The organism is Legionella quinlivanii, from assembly GCF_900461555.1.
In the GTDB taxonomy this organism is placed as follows: Bacteria; Pseudomonadota; Gammaproteobacteria; order Legionellales; family Legionellaceae; genus Legionella_C; species Legionella_C quinlivanii.
Map to the genome: position 1 here is coordinate 706928 of NZ_UGOX01000001.1, position 18273 is coordinate 725200.

Genomic DNA, 18273 nt, shown 5'->3' on the forward strand with positions numbered 1-18273 from the left:
CATAGTTTATTCAGGGGATCTTTAAGCACAAAATTTTAAAACTAATTCATTGACCCTTTGCGCTTGTTCCAGAGGGCTGGAATGAGCACCATGGACCTTCATGAATGCTGCATTGGGTAACATTTTCGCCAGAGCTTCGCTCTCTCCCGGTAAGGTGATGATATCTTCTTCTGCGGCAATGACCAGACTGGGAACATGGAGTTCTCCCAGCCAGGCGGTGGAGTCAAATGTAGCAAGTGCTCTGAGCTGGCGTTGCTGATCCTCAATGGTTTGAGGAATGGGACTATTTTTAAGCACCTCTTTAAATAATAAAATATTGTGTTCATTGCTCAGGTAGGCATTGGAAAGAAACCAGGGCATGGCCAAATCCATAAACAAATCAAAGGATACCCCTTCTTTGCGGCAACGCAGTAAACTCTCCAGCGTTCTGATGGTCCGTTGATTGAAACGTGAAACGGTATTTAATAGGATTAGTTTACCGATTCGATCGAGATAGTTTCGGGCAACAATCTGTGCAATTGCGCCACCCATTGACTGGCCCAGAATATGCGGCTTTAGCAACCCAAGAGCTTCAATCAATGCAATCACATCGGCTGCCATGGTTTCTAAAGTAAAGGGCTCTCCCTTATCAGTTGTTTCACCAATTCCGCGATTATCAAAAATGACGACCTGAAATTGATTTGCCAGTTGCGGCAACATAAGATTCCAGAAATTGTGATCGCCGGTGTACCCGGCAATCAATACCAGCGGTTGACCTTGTCCATGAATTTCATAGTAGGTTCTAATGTGACTTCCTTGCAGTACCGGCATGATGACGTCCTTAGCATTTCATTTTACCAAAGCTTAATGAAAATCAGGCAGGCAGTCAAAGTTAATTAACTCCAGAAGAATTTAGTCTGCAGGCAGGTATCCCGTTGCTGTTTAAAATCTGTTGGCAATGCGTATTCACATCCAAGAGACGTAAATATCAGCTAATTCGAGCGAATCCAGGACTCTAAGACTGGAATAAAAATGAATCCTCCCTGATAATGACTCTCTACCGCACTTGGAACTATTCAAGTTATGAATTTATTTAATAAGTTGATCGATTTGGAACTGGATGCCATGCAGTTTGGTTTTCGTTGGGAAAATGCCCGGCAGATTCTGGCACAAGTTGAAAGCGAGTGCGTAGAAGTCAATCAGTTGCTGGATCAGGACCTTGCAGAAAATGATTTACTGCAATATGAGATTGGCGATCTGCTCCATGCGGTGTTATCGCTTTGCGTATATTGCGGTTATGATCCTGAATTAACCCTGGAAAAGAGTTTGAACAAATTTGAGCAGCGCTTTTCAGTAGTCAAGCAATTAGCTAAAAGTCAGAATTTAAATAATCTTGACCATTTATCATTTGAACAGTTGATGGCCTTGTGGAAAGAGGCAAAAACACTGGCAGACAAAAAGAGTTAAAAACCGCCTGACAAGCCCCTGATGCAGTCATTCCCGTTTTTAAATACTCGGGTTTTTACAATACATATTTGCTGATTTGAGCTACAAATTTTAACTGGTTTGGGTAAAATTGCATCAAACTATGTTGAATTATTGATCATGAAAACTGGACCCACTATAAAAAATCGAGGCGCTTTGTCTAACCCGGAAGGACGTTTTACAAAAACAAGTCATGAATACTATGATGATGGATGGAACAGGGAGGAAGAAGCGCTGCCGCCGCTTGAAACTTTTTTATATCCTGAATCAGCAAAAACAATTATTAGCCGCAATGAATCCCCTGACATTGGCTTTGAACAGTCGATTAACCCATACAAGGGCTGCGAGCACGGATGTATTTACTGCTATGCCAGACCTAGCCATGCTTATATGGATTTATCTCCTGGTCTTGATTTTGAGACCAAAATTTTCTACAAACCGGATGCTGCCGAATTATTGCGAAAGGAAATCAATAAGGCAAATTACCAGTGTAAACCCATCGTGATTGGGGCAAACACTGATCCTTATCAACCAGTTGAAGGAAAACTGAAAATAACCCGCAGCTTGTTAGAGGTTTTGCTTGAGCATCAGCATCCAGTGGTGGTAATTACTAAAAACTCGCTGCTGGAGAGGGATTTCGATCTGCTAACAGCAATGGCGAAGAGCAACCTGGCTAAAGTGGCGGTCAGTATTACTTCATTATCCACAGATCTGAAGCGCATTATGGAGCCAAGAACCTCGGCACCTTCTGCGAGATTAAGGCTGGGTGCAGGGGCTGGCTCAAAATAATATCCCAGTGCAGGTGATGCTCGCGCCAGTAATACCTATGATCAATGATATGGAGCTGGAGGGGGTACTCGAAGCGGTCAGCAGGGCCGGAGCGCGTAATGCTGCTTATGTATTGCTTCGATTACCCCACGAAGTGAAGGATTTGTTTAAGGAATGGCTGGGCAAGCATTTTCCAGAGCGAGCCGCGCATATTATGAGCTTAATTCGTCAAATGCGCGGCGGTAAAGAATATGATTCGACATTTGGCACCCGTATGCGTGGAGAGGGAGAATTTGCCAATTTGTTAAAGATGCGATTCCAGTTGGCTTGCAAGCGTTTTGGCTTAAATACTGAAAGGCAGATTGCTTTAAATACCAGTCAATTCCGCAAAATAGAGCAGGGGCCAAAGCAATTGAATTTATGGGAGGAGTTTAGATAACCGGTTTTCTTTTTTAAGAATTATTGTGTGAATTTAGTTTAAATTATATCATTAAGCTGCGTGCAGGTAAGCGCGCAAAATGGATGATTAATTTGTTAGCATAGGAAGTGCTTTATGAAGACACACTCAACAAGAGCCAGAACGCTGGCTTTCGCCTTGTTACAAGCCTTTTCAAAAGCGGGTAATCTTGTTCTCAAAGCGATAGCAACTTTCGCATCAGACAGCCGTTCCAGGAACTCTTATTATAATAAAAAAAGTAAGTTGCTTCGGCCAAAACGCTGAAGGAAAAATCCATAATTCCGCGTTTGCGGATAGTTGTCAACTGTATATTAAACTGTCTTCCCCGCGAAGGCGGGGATCCCTCTCTGAGCGAGCTATAATGCCAATTGAGGAATGGATTCCCGCCTTCGCGGGAATGACTAAATTCCTTAACTTAATGCCAGTAAGGGCTAGGGTGAGGGTTGATTTTAAACCCCTCTCTCTAACTCTCTCCCCTGAGGGGAGAGAGGATTTTGAAGTTGACGCTTATGGGCGTTTCTGTAACCACACTGTCGTAGGGATATAAGCTGTGAACGATGAATTTCTTGAAAATACCACCTTTGAAGAATTATCCATAGGACAGCAGGCAATGCTAAGCCGCAAGCTCACTCCAGAGGATATCGCCTTATTCGCAGCGGTTTCAGGCGATATCAATCCTGCTCATATGGATCCCGGATTTGCTCAAAACGATATATTTCATGGAATTGTCGGTCACGGTATGTGGACTGGCGGTTTGATTTCGGCTTTATTAGGCACTGCTTTGCCCGGCCCTGGTACTATTTACCTTGGCCAGGATCTTAAGTTTAAAAATCCGGTACATCTCGGAGATACGGTCCTAATAACAATTACTGTGATTGACAAGGAGAAAAATAAGCCCATTGTCGTCTTTAATTGTTTAGGAAAAAATCAAAAGGGAGATATCGTAATTGAGGGGCAGGCACGGGTATTGGCTCCGACAAAAAAATTGAAGGTTGCCAAAACACGTTTGCCGGATATCGAAATTCATAACCATGACCGATTTGAACCAATCATCAAATCCTGCAAAACGATTGGACCCATTAATACTGTGGTTGTTCATCCGGTTAAAGCGAACAGCATAGAAGCAATTGCTGATGCCGAACGGGCGGGATTGATCAGGCCTCTGTTGGTTGGTCCTGTCGCTAAAATCAGGGCGGCAGGCAGTGAAGCCAATATTGATATGTCTCAATGGGAAATTATTGATTGCCCTCATAGTGATGCCGCGGCAGTCAGAGCCGCGTCGCTTGCGGCGGAGGGAAAAGTTGATGCGATCATGAAAGGTTCTTTAGCAACTCATGAGTTGCTTGGCGCAATAGTGCCTTCTTCTGCCAATCTGCGAACCAAATACCGTATTAGCCATGCCTATGTAATGGACGTTCCTTCTTATCATAAACCATTGGTTATCACAGACGCTGCGATTAATATTTCGCCTACGGTATCAGAAAAAGCGGATATCTGCCAAAATGCCATCAATTTATGGCGGGTGCTTTATGGAATGGATAAAAAGCCCAAGGTAGCGATACTGGCAGCTACCGAGTTTATTAATGTGAAGATGCAGGCCACCGTGGATGCGGCACTATTATGTAAGATGTCAGAAAGAGAACAAATTACTCAGGCTATTTTGGATGGTCCTCTGGCGTTTGATAATGCGATTAACAAACAGGCCGCTATTGAAAAAAATATTATCTCGGAAGTGGCAGGGGATGCGGATATTCTGGTAGTTCCTGATATTGAATCAGGAAATCTGCTTTCCAAACAGCTCACTTTTTTTGGACATGCCGATGCCGCAGGACTTGTATTAGGCGCCAGAGTTCCAATCATTTTGACTAGCCGTGCTGACTCAATTCGTACACGACTGCTGTCCTGTGCACTGGCTGTAAAAATGGCTGCTGCTCGAAAAGAAGGTCTGATTAAATGAACCTGGCAATAAACAGCATTCTCGTATTAAATGTCGGTTCTTCAAGCGTCAAATTTCAATTGTTTGTGGCTGATGAAAGCCTTGAATTGCTGGCCAGTGGCAAGGTTTTTAATATTGGCGGCAAGCCTGTGTTTGCAGCTCGGGTTGATGAAGGACCGGCAGAAAGTTTAAGTCTTGCAAAGAACATGGATCAGCGGCTAGCTGTGGAATACATTTTTAACTGGATAGAGCATCATGAATGCCAATGGAAAATTCTTACGGTAGCACATCGTATTGTTCATGGCGGTGAGCGTTATAAACATTCAGTTCTTATTACCCCTGATGCTATTGATTATTTGAAAACGCTTTGTCCTTTGGCTCCTTTGCATCAGCCTTACAACATTGCCGGGGTGGAATATATTTACCAGCTTGGCAAGAGTGTTATACAAATTGCCTGTTTTGATACTGCCTTTCATGCCGGGCATGAGCCATTGTTTACTGAATATGCCCTGCCTGAAACCATTCGCCAGGCAGGAGTAAGGCGTTATGGATTTCATGGTCTTTCCTATGAATGGATCAGCTATTATCTCGATAAGCATCATAGTGCTCTGAATAAAGACTTGATTATCGCCGCTCATTTGGGGAACGGAGCTAGTCTTTGTGCCATGTCCGGAGGCCGCAGTGTAGATACGACAATGGGACTGACCGCCCTTGATGGTTTGCCGATGGGTACGCGCTGCGGCAGTATCGATCCGGGCGTTATTCCTTATTTAGTCAGGCAGTTTGGTTTCAGTATTGAGGAAGTGGAGTCGCTATTATACAGAGAGTCTGGCTTGAAAGGATTATCCGGTTGGACGAATGATGTTCAGTTGCTTGAGAAAAGCGAAGATAAAAAAGCGCAGTTCGCAATGGATTTCTTTTGCCTGAAAGTGGCGCAATATATGGCGATGATGGCTATCTCTTTGGGAGGCGTGGATCATATTATATTTACAGGAGGCATTGGTGAAAATTCGATGGCGGTCCGAAAAAAAATTATGGATGCTATTCATTTTTTGCCTGTACGTTCTGTGCTGGTCATTGCCGCCAATGAAGAGAAAATGATGGCTTTACACAGCCTGGCCATTTTGAACAAGGAGTCTTGAAAATGGGTTTAAAAGGATTAATTGTCGGCATAGCCAATGAATCATCAATTGCCTGGGGATGTGCAAAAGTATTGCATCAGGCTGGAGCAGAGCTGGCTCTGACTTATCAGAATGAAAAAGCGCGAAAATATGTACAGCCTTTGGCTGAAAAAGTTAAGGCCCCCATTTTTATGCCTCTTGATGTCTGTAACAAAGAGGAAGCCACCGCTCTTTTTGAAACAATTCATAAACAATGGGGAAAGCTGGATTTTCTGATTCATTCCATCGCCTTTGCCCCAAAATCAGATTTGCAGGGCCGAGTGCTGGATTGCTCCAAAGAGGGTTTTTTATTGGCGATGGACATTTCCTGTCACTCACTGATCCGTCTTTCCAAAGCGGTGGAGCCTCTAATGAGTCATGGCGGTTCGATAATTACCATGAGTTATTATGGTTCCGAAAAAGTAATTAAAAATTACAATCTGATGGGGCCGGTGAAAGCGGCTTTAGAGGCGACCGTGCGTTATTTGGCTATTGATCTCGGCCAGGAAAAAATCAGGATTAATGCCATTTCTCCTGGTCCGATAATGACCCGTGCAGCCTCTGGTCTGGAGCATTTTGATCAGCTTATGGAAAAAGCAGCAAAAGAGGCACCGCTGAATCAATTAGTCACTATCGAGTCAGTAGGGGAGATGGCTGCGTTCCTGGTATCAGATAAAGCGGCTCATATCACCGGACAGGTTCTCTATGTCGATGGAGGCTATAACATTTGCGGCTAGTTAATACCTCAGAGTGAGGTTAAGTGGGGTTATTTTTTTTAGTTAGCTGCTCGGTTACCTCTTCTTCGGTTTTTTTGCGATCGCCTTCTTTAAAGAGTGAAAAATAATTCTTCACGACTACTCCAGGGCTTGTGATTAAATTGGAGGAGTCCTTCTGGCCAATACTCATTACCAGGCTTGCAGCCTCTATTGCGGATAGTTTGCCATTCATAAAATCCTGGATGGCTGCATACTGTTCAGAGGCGCGCTTTGGGAGTTTATAAGGTTTTCCGTCGATGGTTATTTCATAACGGCTATTCCGAACTCCCCAGCCCCTTTGACTTATGGTCGTGGTAATGAGGATTTGCATTAATGCTGCCAGAAATACTTCGGCTCTGGCTTCCAATAATTTATTTTTAAGTGAGTTATTCTGAATTTCCGGTGCGATTACACTGGCCAGTCGATAGGCATTGTTCAATGATATTTTGTTTTCAGCGTTGAGATTAGACCCAAGGCAGAAAGAAAACATGCTGTCGCAGAGGGTGATAAAATGTTCTGCCAGGCAAGAAACCGTTTTTTCCCATAGAGCGTTGGAACTTTTCAGTTCCTGGATAAGATGTTTAACACCATCCTCTTTTTCAGACTGTAAAGTCTGATAGAGGGCATCAATAATCAAATGATAATAAAGATTTTCCAGGGAGCGGGTTTCTTTAGGGAATGGATTAGGGATGCCCGCCGCTGCTGACATTTGTGTTCGACTCAATAATTCCAGAATAAGTCTGGATTTATCCAGTAATTTTGTTTTTTCTACGAACCCATTTAAAAAATCAGTTGAATGCGCAAGCGCTGTCAGCTCCATTATCAAATTGGAAAAATGAGGCAAGTCTCTTTGACGTATTTCTTTACGCCGCTGTTCCTGCTGATTAATCGATTCAAGAACCTGCCGATAATTGATCCTTTTCTGCGAGCTAAATAACTCAAGATCACGGGGTTCATACTCTGCTACACATTGCTCATCAGGTTTTGTGTCCAATGCGGATAGTCTTAGGTCAATTGCTTTTTCTAAAGAGACGCTATCTTTAAGCAGGGCTGTGAGATCAAGACCATCAAATGCTTCTTTTATCAGGGATTGTATATTGAAGAATTTCTGAAAAGGACCAGGCTTAAGCGCGGCAATTAATCGCTCAGGCGTTTGAAGCTCTGAACTGATAGTGTAAACGATAGCATCCGTATATAATTTTTCTTTGTCGGACAGATTTTCAATTTGGGAGTCAGTAAAGAGCATACTTAGATTGCTTTTCAAGCTATCATTATTCAATTCCACTTTGAATCCAGCGTTTCTCACCGCATCGACCTGAATATTCCCATTTTGATCCAGAGTATCCCATAGACTTAATGTGGATAAAGAAACAAAACCATCCAGAAATTCGGCATCCTCATATCCCGATTTGACGCCAGGCGATTTGACGCGGCCATTGCGAAACACCGCAATATCTAAAGCTTCTTCATCCCTGAGCAGTTTTTTTAAAGCCATTAAAGCTTCCATAAGAAGCTTATTTTTACTCAACTGTAGCTCCATACCCCGGTTTCCTTTTTAAGGATATACAAATTAATATAACATAAAGGTTAATATTTTTCCTCTTTGAGTCTGTTTTGTTCTTTTGTTGAGGTGCTGTTGATAAATTTCTCACATGCCGGGTTTGTAAAACTGACAAACTATACACACAGTTACCCACAGATTTTGTGGATAACATAGAAATAAAAAGTGTTTTATCGTAAATTAGAAATAACTTCGATTATTAGAATGATTATGGAGTCGTTTCGGGCTTTTTTTGGCATGGAGATTAGTGGTCAGGCTCAGGAAGAACTGGCCCTATTGATTAGTGAGTTAAAAGCGCATCCATCCGCTTCCTCAGTAAAATGGACATTGAAAGAAAATTTGCATGTGACTTTGCAGTTTGTGCAAAAAATGAATTGCAAGGATATACCGTTACTAGCGAAGACTTTAACAGCTGAGTTTAGCTGTGAACCATTTCCAGTACAATTTGGAGACTTTCTTTATTTTCCCAATCTTGCTCACCCCAAGGTGATATCGCTTAAAGTAGAGCCGAATGAAACGCTCGCCAGGTTATCCCGAATCATCGGAGAGGTATTAAACCACTTGGGTTATGCCACTGAGCGGCGGCCTTATACAGCGCATGTGACTTTAGGTCGAATTCGGGATAACGCATGGAATAGACAGTTCGGGGAACAAGTATCTTTGCCAGTTTTTACCCCGATGAATGTCAGTGAGGTCACTCTTTTTGAAAGCCAATCCATCAGCGAAGGGGTGCGTTATATCCCGGTGATGAAATGGCCTTTACTAAAAGGAGGTTAAAATTCTGAGAGTGTTCAAGCTTCATTTCTTCGCTAACGATCGCAAAGACTTATCGTTATTCGCACAAAATTCATCTCCCCATAAGTGGAAATCTATAGTTGAGTTGGTGCTAATGTCTGATTAGAGTTATTTCTCCTAAACTACTTAAAATCAGCCCATTTTTTTCAATAACTCCCCTAATTCAATCGGCATTGGAAAAACAATAGTCGAGGTATTGCCGCCTGCGAGAGCAGATAAAGTTTGAAGATAACGAAGTTGCATGGCCTGAGGTTGTTCTGATAAAACTCTCGCTGCCTGCAATAATTTTTCAGAGGCCTGAAGTTCTCCTTCTGCATGAATGACTTTAGCACGTCTATCTCGTTCAGCTTCTGCCTGTTTGGCAATCGCTCTAATCATGCTTTCATCCAAATCAACATGCTTAATTTCCACATTGGAGACTTTGATTCCCCAGCCATCGGTTTGGCTATCCAGGATTTTTTGAATATCACTGTTTAATTGTTCACGTTCAGCCAGCATCTCATCCAACTCATGCTGCCCCAGGACTGAACGCAGCGTGGTCTGGGCCAACTGACTGGTCGCTTCAAAATAATTTTCCACCTGTATAATCGCTTTTTCCGGTTCGACAACGCGAAAATAAAGCACGGCATTGACGCGCACCGACACATTGTCACGAGATATCACATCCTGGCTGGGAACGTCCATTACAACTGTACGCAAATCCACGCGCACCATTTGCTGCACGCCAGGAAGTACAAGAATAAGCCCAGGCCCTTTGACGCTCCAGAAACGTCCCAGCTGAAAGATAACGCCGCGCTCATATTCCCGCAGGACACGAAAACTTGAAATAATGATAATAATAATGAATGCAATCAAAAAACCTAAAAATGAGCTCATGATTAATTTTCTCCCTGATGACTGATCTTTTCCTTTAAATCTATTTCTTCCACTTCCAGATTTAATCCCTCTGCTTTAATGACTCTAACCGGTTTATCGGCAGTGATTGGCTTCAAAGAACTAACGCTCCATATTTCACCCCGTATAATGGCTTGGCCTTTTAAATTAATATCATTGAGAGCTCGACCTTCAGCGTTGAGAAGTATAGACAGTCCATTCTGAACGGTTTTGCGGCGCGACTGGATAGCCATTCCCAACAAGGTAAACATGGCAATAATATTGGCCGCAGCCATGGACCAGATGGCTGAGCGGGCAATCTGATAGGATTGGTGCTCGGTATCAATGAGCAAAATTGAGCCGGCGATAAAGGCGATTGTTCCTCCGATCCCAAGGATTCCAAAGCTTGAGGTAAACACTTCGGTGATGATAAAACCAATACCAATAACCATCAAAGCCAGTCCGGCGTAATTAACTGGCAGCAATTGCAGACCATAGAGGGCAATAATCATTGAAATAGAACCTATAACCCCTGGCAAAACAAATCCAGGGTTTACCAGCTCAAAAAAAATGCCGTATATTCCTAGCAGTAACAGCAGATAGGCAATGGTTGGTTCGGTGATAATCAATAACAACTTCATACGCCAGTCGGGATTCACTGCGGCGATTTCAGGATGTTTTGTATCAATCTGGATGGTTAACCCTCCCTGACTGACGGTTTTTCCATTGAGTTTTTCCAGTAAATCGTTCGGGGTATCCGCAATAATGTCAATTACCCCTTTTTTCAGCGCCTCCTTGGCGGTCAGAGTAGAGGCGGCAATGACTGCTTGCTCGGCAAACAGAGGATTTCTTCCTCGCAATTGCGCTAATGAGCGTATATAGGCTACGCTGTCATTAGTAACTTTTTTATCCATTACCCCGGACTTCTCATCGCTGCTTAAATTGACCGGACTTGCGGCTCCGAGATTGGTTCCTGGTGCCATTGCTGCAATCGTGCTCGCATAAAGCAAAAAGGTACCCGCACTGGCAGCGCGGGCGCCTTTTGGATAAACATAAGTGACCACAGGTACTCTGGAGGCGAGAATGTCTTGAATGATGAGACGGGTTGATTTGTCGAGCCCGCCCGGAGTATCAAGAATAATCAGAATTAAACTGGCGTTTTGTGCGGCAGTGATCCCACGACTCAAATAATCCGCAGTAGCAGGCCCTATGCTGCCCTTAACGGTAAATTGAATGATTTTCCCAGCTTGAGCAAAGCCACAGACTGATATCAGAATCAAAGCGATTAGATAATTTATTGCACAGCGTCTCATGCCCGTGATCGCTCTGTAAAAGTCCATTCTTAAAGAATAGCAGCAGAATGGAGAGTAGGTTACAAGAGCGATGCCTGGAAGTTTTATGGAGTACTCTAAAAAGAAGAAGTGCGCTGATGCAGCTGCCCATTTAAGTGAAGGAGTTCCAATGCGGTAGAACCGATTTGCTGTAAGGCGGTTTTGGCATGATCAAAGTGCTGGTTAATTTGTTCAAGCAATCCTTTCTGGGGATAAAGCTGTGCGTAGGTAATTTTATCATTAGCCAAATCAGAGGCTCGGCCTTTACCGAGATGTTCTATTGAAGCGTAGGCATCCAGGTAGTCATCCTGCATTTGAAACACCAGACCCAGATGGTTGCCATAAAGACGCAGATTTCTGATTTCTTCATGGCTGGGGCTTCCCGCAGCCAATGCCATATTAATGCAGGAGAGAATGAGTTTGCCTGTCTTCAACTGGTGAATTTTTTTCAAAGTATGTTCATCAATGCTGCTGTTGCTCAACTCAGACAGATCCAGACTTTGCCCGCTCACCATACCGGTAGGACCGCTGGCGCGTACTAATTCTCTGGTGATTTCAATGACCTTGGCAGGCGCAAGGATATCGGTCAGTTTGCTTAGCAGGATTTCAATTGCAAGTGCTTGCATGCCGTCGCCGACCAGAATAGCCGTTGCTTCATCAAAGGCGCGGTGACAGCTTGGTTTTCCTCGGCGCATGTCGTCATTATCCATTGCGGGCAAGTCATCGTGAACCAGCGAGTAGCAATGGGTCAATTCAACTGCTGCCGCGATATAGTCGAGTGCTGCCAGTGGTGCCCGAACCATTTCACCGCAAAGATAAACCAGAACCGGCCTTAGCCGCTTACCACCAGGAAACAAGGAATAAGCAATGGCTTCTTTTAACCGGGAAGCAGGTATGTCGAGTTCAGACAGCAGTTGCAATAAGACCATCTCGTGGCGGTCGATAAGGGCATTTACTTTCTCATTATTCATTGGAAGGCTCACCGGTTTCCATTGTATTCATCCGCAACATTTCAATTTTCTGCTCAGCCTGGGTTAGTACTTCCTGGCATTTACGAGCCAGTTGAATACCTTTCTCATATTGCTTTAGCGAGTCTTCCAGCATCAAATCCCCACGTTCAAGCTGCCGGACGATTTCTTCAAGTTCCTGCATGGATTTTTCAAAATGAATGGTTTCAGACATAAGGGTTTCCAGAGGGGCAGAACGTTGCGAGTGTACTGCCTGTTCACAAAGTTGCAATATTATATCTGAAATTGCAGAGTAGAGCCTATTTTATTTTTTGATAGGTGGACCAAAACTTAAGCTGTCTCAAAGCTCAGGTATGATATTTGAGCCACAATGGCAGTATCTTGTTAAGATAAACCATAAATTTCCAAAGCCCCACCTGCGCCTCCACGCTGCCGTAAGGATCAGCTTTTAATTCAGGATAAGCGATACCCAGACCAAATAATCCCGGACCAATAATACCAAGATGAGGATTGTATTGGACCTGATCGTAATCACCGATAATCAGGTTTTTCCGCGTTTCAAAGCCCACGGCATAGATTACCTGCTGACATTGAGGAAGATAGCGCGCAAGGTTATGCTCATTGATAATATATCGGGAGAGACTGGCTGGAAGTGTTCCATCAATATTCTCACGCGCCCAAGTCGCTGTTTGACCTTTTAAACCGGTATTGTCAAATAAAATCCAGTCACCCATATTAATGGCATATCGGCAGGGGGAGCGGTAGAAATTGATAATTTTTTCCACGCCAAGCTCAACCAGATGCCGCAGAATAATAATGGCTGAGTGAGAGGAACCAAACACTCCATAGCAATAATCTTTTCTTATTGTCTGGGCTAACTTATGCTTATCGATAGCTATTTCAAAAGGAAGTACATCCACACCAGGATAATTTAGAGAAGAGGGCAGAGCGCCGGTTGCTAAAATGACATTTGCAGCTTTATATTCATTTTTTTCAGTGGTCAAAGTCCATTGCCGCCCTGATAAATTGATCTGCTGCACTGATTCCTGACGGGACGTGGTGGATTGACGTAAATGATCACTTACCCATTGTAAGGGTTTGACGATATATTCAAGCTTGCAAGTCTCCTCGGGAGGCAATCTCAGTAACTCAAACTCTTCTGCGGCTTCATCGAATTTAAAAGATTGGGCATTCTTTAAAAAATCCACAAAAAGCGATACGCGTGTATTACTGGATACCTCACTCCAGTATTGCCCCAGATCACCCACTTTAAAGGCAGGATCAATCCAGAGAATTTCACTCGCCGGTATACCCTGGTCGATGAGTTTTCCTACTGCGGCAATTCCTGCGGGCCCCGCACCTGTGACTGCCCATTGAAAAACTTCTGCACTCATTGTCGACATAGCCTCGGTTAGATTTTCAGGATAAGATTACCCAGTTTGTTACATTATGAAAAAAGAAGCAAAGAATAAATGAAAGTTAAAATCCGTTACAGTTGCAGTCAATGCGCAGCCAGTTTTTCCCAATGGTCGGGCCAGTGTACACAGTGTGGTGCCTGGAATTCAGTGATTGAGGAAAGTATCGGTCCGGTGAAGAATCTGCGCGTTGGTAATTATGCCAATCAGAAGTCAATCGTCACCTCTGTTGAAGATGTGATTATCAATCATGAAGTACGTATGGACTGCGGTTTATCGGAGCTCAATCGCGTTCTTGGCGGAGGATTGGTGGATGGTTCGGTAGTGTTAATTGGGGGTGATCCCGGTATCGGGAAATCGACTCTTCTGCTTCAGACACTGGCGAATCTTTCAAAAGAGCAATCAGTCCTCTATGTTACGGGTGAAGAATCATTACAACAGGTCGCCATGCGCGCAAAGCGCCTGCAGTTGCCTCTGGATGGTCTTCGCTTGCTGGCTGAAACCCATGTGGAAACTATTATAAGCCATACACAGACTGAAAAACCTCGCGTAGTGGTCATTGATTCGATACAAACTATCTTTACCGACAGTATTTCTTCCGCACCTGGTGGCGTGGGACAGGTCCGTGAATCGGCTGCACAGCTTGTTCGTTTTGCAAAAAGCTCACAAACTGCGGTATTTCTTGTGGGTCACGTCACCAAAGAGGGCGCACTGGCAGGTCCTCGCGTTTTGGAACACATGGTGGATAGTGTCTTGTATTTTGAAGGCCAGAGTGATAGCCGATTTCGCGTAATTCGCGCGATAAAAAATCGTTTTGGAGCTGTGAATGAGCTAGGTGTTTTTGCGATGACCGATCGCGGGCTAAAAGAAGTTGCCAATCCTTCGGCAATTTTTCTGTCTCGTCAACCGGAGCCGACACCCGGCAGCGCAGTAATGGTCACCTGGGAGGGATCTCGTCCTATGTTAGTTGAGGTGCAGGCTTTGGTTGACGAAGCGCATGGACAGCAGCCAAAACGGGTTACGGCTGGTCTTGAGCATAATCGTCTGGCTATTTTATTAGCCGTTTTACATCGTCATGGCGGAGTAGCTACTTTTGATCAGGATGTGTTTATTAATGTGGTAGGCGGTGTGAAAGTGACTGAAACCGGCAGTGATCTGGCTTTGCTGGCGGCCGTGGTTTCAAGTTTAAGAAACCAGGTCTTTGATCGTGAAACAATAATTTTTGGCGAGATCGGTCTGGCAGGCGAAATCCGTCCAGTGCAAAGCGGGCAGGAGCGTCTGAGAGAAGCTGCCAAGCATGGCTTTAAACGGGCCATTGTTCCTTTTGCCAATGCACCGAAACAGACCATGGGGCTCGATGTAGAACCTGTCAAACATTTGCAGGACGTATTGCAAAAGATGTAAGTCAGGCTGACATGGGCTTTTAGTAATTTGCAAATAGAGAGTCTTTATACTAATAATTCGTTATGTGTATTATTTGGACAATTAATATGCCTCCACGCAGTGTCCTTACCCCTTTCGCATTTCTGAATCCTTATAAAGACCTGACCCCTAAACAAAATGACAAGGTAAATGAGCTGGTGATGGATCTTGAAAATACGCATCCTCTCATTGCCATTAATAATTTAAGCCAGGAAGAACCAAAAGTTGTAATGAATGTGCTGCTGCGGGTGGACATTCTGGCATTATGGAGTTCATTTCGCGAGCAAAATGAAGATCCAGAAGAGATATTTGATAAGCTGGGGCAATTTGGCCCTGATTTCAGCCGTTTTCTTTTTCTTGAACTTTGGAGCAATGAGCGAGCCTGGGCTAGAGCATCCGATGAGCATTATCTGCAAATGGCAACTAATTTTAGTACGATTCCTTTTTCTATCGAAGAGGTACAGTATTTTTTACGCCACATTAATCCCTATGATTATGTGAAACTTTGTGCTGCAAGTCTTGAATTTCATGGGCTATCTATGAAAGCGATGATTAAGGAGCCAGCACTCGAAAAGCGATTTCAAAAGTTTATTGATTTTAAATCGTATCCGCCGATGCTAAAAGAGCAAAAGAGCAGTTATTCCAACCCCTTAACCCAACTGAGTAATTTTATTTCCGTCAATCATCGGAATTTTAACCAGGGTACTTTGATTTTAGGAGATAAAAAAGGCTTCGTGAATAAGGGCGGAGAATGCTACGGTATTACCGGACTGTGGTTAATAACGGATAAATTCGTTAAGCAATTTCGGGAATTAACTGCTAACCAAAGTGACTACAGCAATATGCCTATGGTTAGACGAATTGCGGCTTTACAGCGAGCCCAATGGAGATTGCGGCCTGATGATTTGCCTGAAGCCAATTTTAAAGCAGGCAACTCGACGCAGAAATCCATAGCTCATACGATTGTCAGGGATATCCTTGCCAATCCGCAAAAAGATCGCATGCAATTCTTTTATTATGGAGAGGAGGTCGCTCATACAATGGGTTTACGTATTCAGCACAAAGATAAATCCATCGTTTTAAAATATTTTGATGCGAATTATGGTACCCGTAGAATTGAGTTTTCCAATAATGCCGCAGGCATAGAAAAAGCGGAAAAATTTTTAAGAAAGTATCTGAACAAATCGGGAGCGGAAATGCTCTCTTATTTGCATACGTCCCAAAAGGAATTGGCAGAGCAAATTGAGTCTGCTATTGCTTCTCATGCTATAGAGCAGGAAGAGGGGATTATAGCCTTACAGAAAAAAGCGTTGCGCACAGTTCCTCTGGCTGATACGCTGCCGGATTTCGGACCGTCAGTTTCAGCAACTCCTGATAAAAAGTCTGCGACGCCGATTGATGAAAGAATGGAAGCCCCAGTAAAAAGCCGCAATTACAACAGTAGCATTTGGGAAAACATAAAAAACCACAGCGCCAGAATTTCAAGGCTGGATACCGATTTGACGCATATCAAAGAAGGTCCGCTTTTTGCTGATCTGTTAAAGCAGGCGGACAAATTATTCAATGAAAAAGAGAGTAATTTCCCGAAACAACAAAAGGATCGATTGTTCACAGTTCTGGCTGGCCTGTGCAATGCAGTCAACATTGAACAATTTAAATCGGAACTCGCTCAATGTAAAACATCAGGATTCAAGACAGGGAAGTCTGTTTCTGAGGGAGCACAGAAGATGGCAGACTCAGCTTCTCCCAAGAAACATGGTTTTTTTAAAAGCGATGCTGAATCCTCCTGCAAACGATTGGACGATTTGCTTGACGCGGTTGACGCAATGGTAAAACAGGCGGCGCCGGTTATTTGATTATGCTTACAGAATGGCATCTCATGGTGCGCACTGCTGCCTCGTCTCTACGTCCCCCGCTTTATGCGGGGGATCCAGAAGTTTAGTAGATTCACTGGATTCCCCGCATAAAGCGGGGAACGTAGGCTTGAGATAAGCGAGGACATAGGCTTGAGATAAGCGAGGACGCAGGCTTGAGAGTAAGCGGGGAACGCAGGCCTGAGAGTTTTAAAGATACAGCCATGCTCTTAATGTTGCTCAAAATAATCGGAGGGCACGCCATAGATGGAGCAGGCTAAGGCTTTGTCTGATTTTCTTTCCCAATCCGGCTTAACCAGTACGTCCAGAGCATTCTGATAGCCCGTATTCATTCGATGATCAATAGCGGAGCGAATAAAGTTGTAATCTTTGAATGAATGCGCAAAGGCCGTTCCGCGATAGATGATATGCACCACACTGAAATGTTTGCTATGCCCCAGTTCGAGAATTTTCTGTACTTCGGGATCCTGCATCGCTTCCGGGGTTAATTTATCACTAAGATACTGAATAGCTGCCTGTAAATTCTGACGACTGGTGTACACGTTGGTCAAACGTCGGGAATGACTGGCATAGCGGATATCTTTTTGACGCTCTTCCATTTCATCCATTGTTCGGGGCAAATTGCCTTGCAAACTGAAACAGTCCACTACAAAGCAAAGTGTATCCTGTTCGGGCAGGGCGTCCAATACGGTTACCAGGGGAGTGTTGGCATAAATTCCGCCATCCCAATAGTAATTATCTCCTATTTTAACAGCTGGAAAGCCGGGGGGTAAGGCACCGCTGGCCATGACATGGTCGACTGTTATTTCCGTCTTTTGATTGTTAAAAAACTCCATTTCACCAGAGGCAATATCCACAGCTCCAAGGCATAAGGTTATTTTTTTATTATTAATACGATCAAAATCAATTAATTCCTCCAGCGTTTCACGTAAGTACGAGGTGTCATAATAACTTAAATTATCCGGCGTATTATTGGAAAAAGCATGCGGGGGTAATGGACGAGGCTTAAAAAAACCATCCAGGCCGAAAAATACAGTATGCAATGCGCCCATACGGTTATGGAAATGGTGCAGGTAATCAGGCATCTCATGCGCAAAAAAAGAATCAGTCCAAAGGTTTGGAACAATTTTGTTCCAGAATGCCATTAATTTTTCAAGCTGCTTTTCCGGGGGATTGCCGGCAATGATGGCACTGTTAATAGCACCAATCGATACGCCCGCCAGAAAATTGGGCTGGTAACCCTTTTCATGGATTGCCCGAAAGGCTCCTACCTGATAAGCGCCTAATGCGCCGCCACCCTGAAATACACAGGCTATTCGATCATAATGCTGCCGTGCATCGGTTAAATGGGATGGTTTATTAATTCGACATAAAGGACCTTTATGGTGGCAACTTGCGTCCTCACATTTATCTTTGTGGCCCATCGTACTACTCCCGCAATCCTCGTAAAAGCTTGAGATCTCCTGACCAGGAGATCTCTCCCTGAAAGTTAGC

The 18273-nt window shown here is 43.9% G+C and carries 16 protein-coding genes and 1 pseudogene; 9 read left to right on the plus strand and 8 right to left on the minus strand.

Annotation, left to right across the window (positions count from 1 at the left end; translation table 11 throughout):
• Positions 1-21: 21 nt before the first annotated feature.
• Entirely contained in the window at positions 22-810 is a 789-nt protein-coding gene (locus DYH61_RS03120) for an alpha/beta fold hydrolase (protein WP_058506385.1), read from the minus strand.
• 252 nt (positions 811-1062) lie between these two features.
• Here DYH61_RS03120 and DYH61_RS03125 point away from each other — a divergent pair, with 252 nt between their 5' ends.
• From DYH61_RS03125 to fabI, 6 genes and pseudogenes are all read left to right on the plus strand, one after another.
• Positions 1063-1446, plus strand: a complete 384-nt coding sequence (locus DYH61_RS03125) for a nucleoside triphosphate pyrophosphohydrolase family protein (RefSeq protein ID WP_058506386.1) — start codon at positions 1063-1065, stop codon at positions 1444-1446.
• A gap of 138 nt (positions 1447-1584) precedes the next feature.
• Positions 1585-2671: pseudogene (locus DYH61_RS15955) on the plus strand (PA0069 family radical SAM protein).
• A gap of 114 nt (positions 2672-2785) precedes the next feature.
• A complete protein-coding gene (locus DYH61_RS15590; protein ID WP_157072282.1) occupies positions 2786-2953 on the plus strand; it encodes a hypothetical protein in 168 nt (55 codons plus the stop codon).
• Between the two features lie 286 nt (positions 2954-3239).
• The gene (locus DYH61_RS03140; RefSeq protein WP_058506388.1) at positions 3240-4646 is read left to right on the plus strand and encodes a bifunctional enoyl-CoA hydratase/phosphate acetyltransferase; all 1407 of its coding nucleotides are present in this window, start codon (positions 3240-3242) and stop codon (positions 4644-4646) included.
• A complete protein-coding gene (locus tag DYH61_RS03145; RefSeq protein WP_058506389.1) occupies positions 4643-5767 on the plus strand; it encodes an acetate/propionate family kinase in 1125 nt (374 codons plus the stop codon). The genes DYH61_RS03140 and DYH61_RS03145 overlap by 4 nt, the downstream gene beginning before the upstream one ends.
• 2 nt (positions 5768-5769) lie before the next feature.
• Positions 5770-6522, plus strand: a complete 753-nt coding sequence (fabI, locus tag DYH61_RS03150) for an enoyl-ACP reductase FabI (protein ID WP_058506390.1) — start codon at positions 5770-5772, stop codon at positions 6520-6522.
• Positions 6523-6541: 19 nt separating this feature from the next.
• Here the strand turns inward: fabI and DYH61_RS03155 are convergent, their stop codons facing one another.
• A complete protein-coding gene (locus DYH61_RS03155; protein ID WP_058506391.1) occupies positions 6542-8080 on the minus strand; it encodes a hypothetical protein in 1539 nt (512 codons plus the stop codon).
• 186 nt (positions 8081-8266) lie between these two features.
• Here DYH61_RS03155 and thpR point away from each other — a divergent pair, with 186 nt between their 5' ends.
• Entirely contained in the window at positions 8267-8878 is a 612-nt protein-coding gene (thpR, locus tag DYH61_RS03160; RefSeq protein WP_083499143.1) for an RNA 2',3'-cyclic phosphodiesterase, read from the plus strand.
• 150 nt (positions 8879-9028) lie between these two features.
• Here the strand turns inward: thpR and DYH61_RS03165 are convergent, their stop codons facing one another.
• The 5 genes from DYH61_RS03165 to DYH61_RS03185 all read right to left on the minus strand — a co-directional run bounded on the left by DYH61_RS03165 (position 9029) and on the right by DYH61_RS03185 (position 13462).
• Entirely contained in the window at positions 9029-9772 is a 744-nt protein-coding gene (locus DYH61_RS03165) for a slipin family protein (protein WP_058506393.1), read from the minus strand.
• A 2-nt stretch (positions 9773-9774) separates the two neighbouring features.
• Positions 9775-11082, minus strand: coding sequence for an NfeD family protein (locus DYH61_RS03170; RefSeq protein WP_058506394.1), 1308 nt, complete (start codon positions 11080-11082; stop codon positions 9775-9777).
• 95 nt (positions 11083-11177) lie between these two features.
• Positions 11178-12071 carry a polyprenyl synthetase family protein gene (locus tag DYH61_RS03175; RefSeq protein WP_058506395.1) on the minus strand — a complete coding sequence of 298 codons (894 nt, stop codon included), beginning with the start codon at positions 12069-12071 and terminating at the stop codon, positions 11178-11180.
• Complete coding sequence (locus DYH61_RS03180) at positions 12064-12282, minus strand: exodeoxyribonuclease VII small subunit (protein ID WP_058506396.1); 219 nt, start codon at positions 12280-12282, stop codon at positions 12064-12066. The genes DYH61_RS03175 and DYH61_RS03180 overlap by 8 nt, the downstream gene beginning before the upstream one ends.
• A gap of 133 nt (positions 12283-12415) precedes the next feature.
• The gene (locus tag DYH61_RS03185; RefSeq protein WP_058506397.1) at positions 12416-13462 is read right to left on the minus strand and encodes an NAD(P)-binding domain-containing protein; all 1047 of its coding nucleotides are present in this window, start codon (positions 13460-13462) and stop codon (positions 12416-12418) included.
• A 78-nt stretch (positions 13463-13540) separates the two neighbouring features.
• On the opposite strand from DYH61_RS03185, the gene radA reads away from it, so the two are divergent.
• Together radA and DYH61_RS03195 are read left to right on the plus strand one after the other, a co-directional pair.
• Positions 13541-14887 carry a DNA repair protein RadA gene (radA, locus tag DYH61_RS03190; RefSeq protein ID WP_058506398.1) on the plus strand — a complete coding sequence of 449 codons (1347 nt, stop codon included), beginning with the start codon at positions 13541-13543 and terminating at the stop codon, positions 14885-14887.
• A gap of 86 nt (positions 14888-14973) precedes the next feature.
• The gene (locus tag DYH61_RS03195; protein WP_058506399.1) at positions 14974-16761 is read left to right on the plus strand and encodes a hypothetical protein; all 1788 of its coding nucleotides are present in this window, start codon (positions 14974-14976) and stop codon (positions 16759-16761) included.
• Between the two features lie 227 nt (positions 16762-16988).
• On the opposite strand, the gene DYH61_RS03200 is transcribed toward DYH61_RS03195, so the two are convergent.
• Complete coding sequence (locus DYH61_RS03200) at positions 16989-18203, minus strand: patatin-like phospholipase family protein (protein ID WP_058506400.1); 1215 nt, start codon at positions 18201-18203, stop codon at positions 16989-16991.
• Between the last annotated feature and the right edge of the window lie 70 nt (positions 18204-18273).

What these genes read in the sequence shown, in the direction of transcription:
- DYH61_RS03120 (WP_058506385.1), bottom strand. Translation starts at nt 810, where the DNA reads ATGCCGGTACTGCAAGGAAGTCACATTAGAACCTACTATGAAATTCAT.
- DYH61_RS03125 (WP_058506386.1), top strand. Translation starts at nt 1,063, where the DNA reads ATGAATTTATTTAATAAGTTGATCGATTTGGAACTGGATGCCATGCAG.
- DYH61_RS15590 (WP_157072282.1), top strand. Translation starts at nt 2,786, where the DNA reads ATGAAGACACACTCAACAAGAGCCAGAACGCTGGCTTTCGCCTTGTTA.
- DYH61_RS03145 (WP_058506389.1), top strand. Translation starts at nt 4,643, where the DNA reads ATGAACCTGGCAATAAACAGCATTCTCGTATTAAATGTCGGTTCTTCA.
- fabI (WP_058506390.1), top strand. Translation starts at nt 5,770, where the DNA reads ATGGGTTTAAAAGGATTAATTGTCGGCATAGCCAATGAATCATCAATT.
- DYH61_RS03155 (WP_058506391.1), bottom strand. Translation starts at nt 8,080, where the DNA reads ATGGAGCTACAGTTGAGTAAAAATAAGCTTCTTATGGAAGCTTTAATG.
- DYH61_RS03165 (WP_058506393.1), bottom strand. Translation starts at nt 9,772, where the DNA reads ATGAGCTCATTTTTAGGTTTTTTGATTGCATTCATTATTATTATCATT.
- DYH61_RS03170 (WP_058506394.1), bottom strand. Translation starts at nt 11,082, where the DNA reads ATGAGACGCTGTGCAATAAATTATCTAATCGCTTTGATTCTGATATCA.
- DYH61_RS03175 (WP_058506395.1), bottom strand. Translation starts at nt 12,071, where the DNA reads ATGAATAATGAGAAAGTAAATGCCCTTATCGACCGCCACGAGATGGTC.
- DYH61_RS03180 (WP_058506396.1), bottom strand. Translation starts at nt 12,282, where the DNA reads ATGTCTGAAACCATTCATTTTGAAAAATCCATGCAGGAACTTGAAGAA.
- DYH61_RS03185 (WP_058506397.1), bottom strand. Translation starts at nt 13,462, where the DNA reads ATGAGTGCAGAAGTTTTTCAATGGGCAGTCACAGGTGCGGGGCCCGCA.
- radA (WP_058506398.1), top strand. Translation starts at nt 13,541, where the DNA reads ATGAAAGTTAAAATCCGTTACAGTTGCAGTCAATGCGCAGCCAGTTTT.
- DYH61_RS03195 (WP_058506399.1), top strand. Translation starts at nt 14,974, where the DNA reads ATGCCTCCACGCAGTGTCCTTACCCCTTTCGCATTTCTGAATCCTTAT.
- DYH61_RS03200 (WP_058506400.1), bottom strand. Translation starts at nt 18,203, where the DNA reads ATGGGCCACAAAGATAAATGTGAGGACGCAAGTTGCCACCATAAAGGT.